This window comes from Protofrankia sp. Cr1, from assembly GCF_963555865.1.
Classification (GTDB): domain Bacteria; phylum Actinomycetota; class Actinomycetes; order Frankiales; family Frankiaceae; genus Protofrankia.
This window is the reverse complement of record NZ_CAUVXO010000351.1, coordinates 1-3,325: the sequence shown is the minus strand read 5'-3', so window position 1 is coordinate 3,325 and position 3,325 is coordinate 1. Positions and strand designations below refer to the sequence as shown.

Sequence of the window (3,325 nt, the reverse complement as noted above, 5' to 3'; positions counted from 1 at the left end):
GAGGCGGTGCCGCCGACGAGGTGGCGAGCGAAGAAGCGTTCGTCGCTGTCCATTTCGAACCTGGGTAGGTCGACGTGGCGGCCGGAGTTGGCGTGCAGCGTTTTCTCGGGGGAGGCGATGGCGTCGAACAGCGCGAGGCCGGCCTCGCGCGGCACGATCTCGTCGTCCCACTGGAACAGGAACTGCACCGGGATGGTGATGCGGGCCGCGGCGTCGGTGAGGGTGTCGTAGCCGACGAGACCGAAGACAGCGGCGGTGATCCTGGGTTCGGCGGCGACGAACGGCATACCGATCATGCTGCCCAGCGACACCCCCCAGTACCCCACGGGTCCGCCCGCCCCGACGCAGTCGAGGTCCTGGAGAGCGTCCAGGGTGGCCTGCCACTCGGGAACGGCCTGGGTGGCACGGGTGGCGTTGTCCTGGGCGATCAGCGCGCCGACGGGCTCGCCGGCCGCCATCCGTTGCCGCAGTTCCGCGGTGAACCGCTCGTCGTGCGCGGTTCTTGGCCGGTCGCCGTGCCCGGGTGCGTCGATCGCGACCACCGCGAAACCGAAATGTGCCGCGTAGCGGTGGGCACGGGCCACCAGACCCGGGGCGGTTTTGTGCTGACCGCCTCCGTGTCCGAGCAGCATCAGGGGGCGGGGCCCGATGGCATCAACCGGGGACCAGAGCACACCGGGGATGCCGTCAAGGGTGAACAGTCGTTCCGAGACGCCGGACGAGGTCGCCTCTGAGCTGAAGTACATAGGTTCGTTGCCTTTCGGGATGCCTGGGGGCGCTCCCGACGGCCACCTATGTGAGATGAACCGCCCCGCAGCAAGAGGGGAGCACCCAGCCGGATACAGCGGTAATGGGTCTCACCTCCTCAGGCCGGTTCGCGGACACGGTGACGCTACCAGACATGGTGCGACCCGCGCGGGTGTGGGGAACCGCAAGGACCTCGCCGCAGGCCTCACTCACAGGTTGGCGCAGGACTGTGATCTCGACGTGGCCTGTCCCGGCGGCGAGGTGTGTCGGCCGCTGCGGCTGGTGCATTCCCGCGGGGTGTCGGCGGCGGTGCCGTGGCGCGCGACGCGCAGATAGGAGCGAACTCCCAGGAGCGACTGCTCATTTTCGAGCGGTTCCTACCCGGGTTGTTAAACAGGTTTGTCGGGATCGCGGATAGATGAGCAGTCGGCCTCGTATGTGAGCAGTACATGAGCAGCGGGCCACGAGCTTTTTGAGCAGTCACCTTCGGTGATGTCGACGGATCGGGGACCACCGCGAACGCCGTACCGGCAAGCGAGTCAGGTGAAGATCCGGTCAAGGTGGTGGTCGAGCAGGGCTTGCGCTGCTTGGGGTGTGTACAGGCCAATGAGAAGTGGGCCGACCAGGCCGTGGGCGAGCCAGAACAAGGATGCGGCCTCCTGTTCGGCGTCGAGGTCTGGGCGCATGTGGCCGCTGCGCTGGGCAGCGCGCAGTTGCGCCGTTGTGGCGTCGAGCAGTCCCCGCAGGCCTTGGCGCAGCGCCTCGGCGTAGGCGGGGGTGACGGCGGCTCGGGAGTAGAACGCGACGGATATGCCTGCTTCGGCCCGGCTGTCCTCGCTGGTGGGCAGCAGCTCGCCCAGCACGGCGCGGGCAACGTCGCGAGGGGTGGCCTCGGGCAGGTGCGCGAGACGCGCCTGCAGGCGGCCGGCGACGCGGTCCCGCATGTGGTCGAGCGAGAACAGCAGCATCTCCTCCTTCGTGCGGAAGTAGTGCTGGACCATCCCCATCGACACCCCGGCCTCGGCCGCGACGTCGCGCAGACTGACCGCCTCGACGCCACGGCTGGCAGTCACCCGGAACACCGCCTCCGCGATGCTGCGACGCCGCTCGAGCGGGTCCACCCGCTTCGGCATCGACACCCCCTACGGCAATGCGGACGCATTGCAATAGCATCCGTCCACCCTTAGCATGTCAACTGCATTGCCAAAGTGCCAACCGGCCACCCCAGAGCCACCTCACAGGAGCGGAGACGCCCGTGACCATCTCCTATGCCCGCAACGGCGAGGTGTGCATCGCCTACGAGACGTTCGGACGGCCCGACGGGGAGCCGCTGCTGCTGGTCATGGGCTTGACGTTTCAGATGCTCTGGTGGCCGGACGAGTTCTGCCGGGAGCTCGCGGAGCGGGGGTTCGCCGTTGCGCGCTTCGACAACCGCGATGCGGGACTGTCGACCCACTTCACCGCACCGCCTCGCACCGCACCGCCTCGCACGACCGTCCGGACACTGCTGGGGCGCGGAGGTGGTCCGGCCTACCGGATGGACGACATGGTCGATGACGCGGTCGCCGTCATGGACGCCCTGGGATGGGACTCCGCCCATCTGCTCGGTGAGTCGCTGGGTGCGACGCTTGCCCAGATGGTGGCGATCTGGCATCCATCCCGCGTCCGCAGCCTCGTCTCCGCGATGGCCGGCGGGACCGGCGGCCCGATCAGCAACCTACGCAACCTAAAGGTCGGCACATTGCTGCGGTTGGCCCGCAAACGGTACGACGACACCCGGGAAGGCGGCGTGCAACGGTTGGCGGACACCTATCTGATCATGTGCTCGCGGCGGCACCCGATCGACGACGCCTGGGTACGCGCGACCGCCGAGGAGTCCTGGGACCGCGACCACGACCCGGGCGCGACCCACCGTCAACTCGCCGCAGCCCGCACCGGCGGCGACCTCCGGGCTCAGCTACGGCGGCTGCGGGTGCCTACCCTGGTGATCCACGGCCAGGACGACCCATGGATTCGCATCCGTGCCGCCCACACCCTCGCCGGAACGATTCCCGCAGCCCGGCTGATCACCTACCCCGATATGGGACACGAGTTCCCCCAACATCTGTGGGCCACCATCGCCAGCGACGTATGGGACGCGACGCAATCGGCGGCGTCCGCGCCAACCCCCGAACAGCGGCAGGGAAACACGCTCCGTAGATATTCTCGATAGACCTTGCGGATGCGGGCGCGGAGAAGAGCCGAGTGACCACAGCACCCGAAGCTTCGGCCTGCCAACAAACGCGCCGAGCACGGCGACCGCCGATTGTCGTGCGATCTCTACCTGACGGCGGCGGCGTGGTCTCGATGTGGCTTGCCCCGGGTGCTGCTGGGTGTCGCGGCAGGCGGCGAAAGCACGCATCCCGGCCGGGCCTTGGGCTGCGGTAACGCGCTGTTCGGCTGGCTGCTACCCACCGCGGTTGCTCTCACGGGCGCCTGGCTTATCGGCACCTACTTTCCGCGGTCCTCCAGCCGCGGCAGCTGCGGGGACATCGAACAGCGGGCGTGCACCGGATCGGATGCGGGTTACTTCTTCCTG

At 68.4% G+C, this 3,325-nt stretch carries 4 protein-coding genes; 2 read left to right on the top strand and 2 right to left on the bottom strand.

What is annotated here, in order from left to right; genetic code table 11:
• Window positions 1-746, bottom strand: a 746-nt coding sequence (locus U9980_RS21020; RefSeq protein WP_322769493.1) for an alpha/beta fold hydrolase, incomplete at its 3' end; no start/stop codon positions are given.
• Between the two features lie 540 nt (window positions 747-1,286).
• The gene (locus U9980_RS21015) at window positions 1,287-1,880 is read right to left on the bottom strand and encodes a TetR/AcrR family transcriptional regulator (RefSeq protein WP_322769492.1); all 594 of its coding nucleotides are present in this window, start codon (window positions 1,878-1,880) and stop codon (window positions 1,287-1,289) included.
• Window positions 1,881-2,002: 122 nt separating this feature from the next.
• On the opposite strand from U9980_RS21015, the gene U9980_RS21010 reads away from it, so the two are divergent.
• The gene (locus U9980_RS21010; RefSeq protein ID WP_322769491.1) at window positions 2,003-2,959 is read left to right on the top strand and encodes an alpha/beta hydrolase; all 957 of its coding nucleotides are present in this window, start codon (window positions 2,003-2,005) and stop codon (window positions 2,957-2,959) included.
• A gap of 141 nt (window positions 2,960-3,100) precedes the next feature.
• On the top strand, window positions 3,101-3,325 hold a 225-nt coding region (locus tag U9980_RS21005), incomplete at its 3' end, for a hypothetical protein (protein ID WP_322769490.1).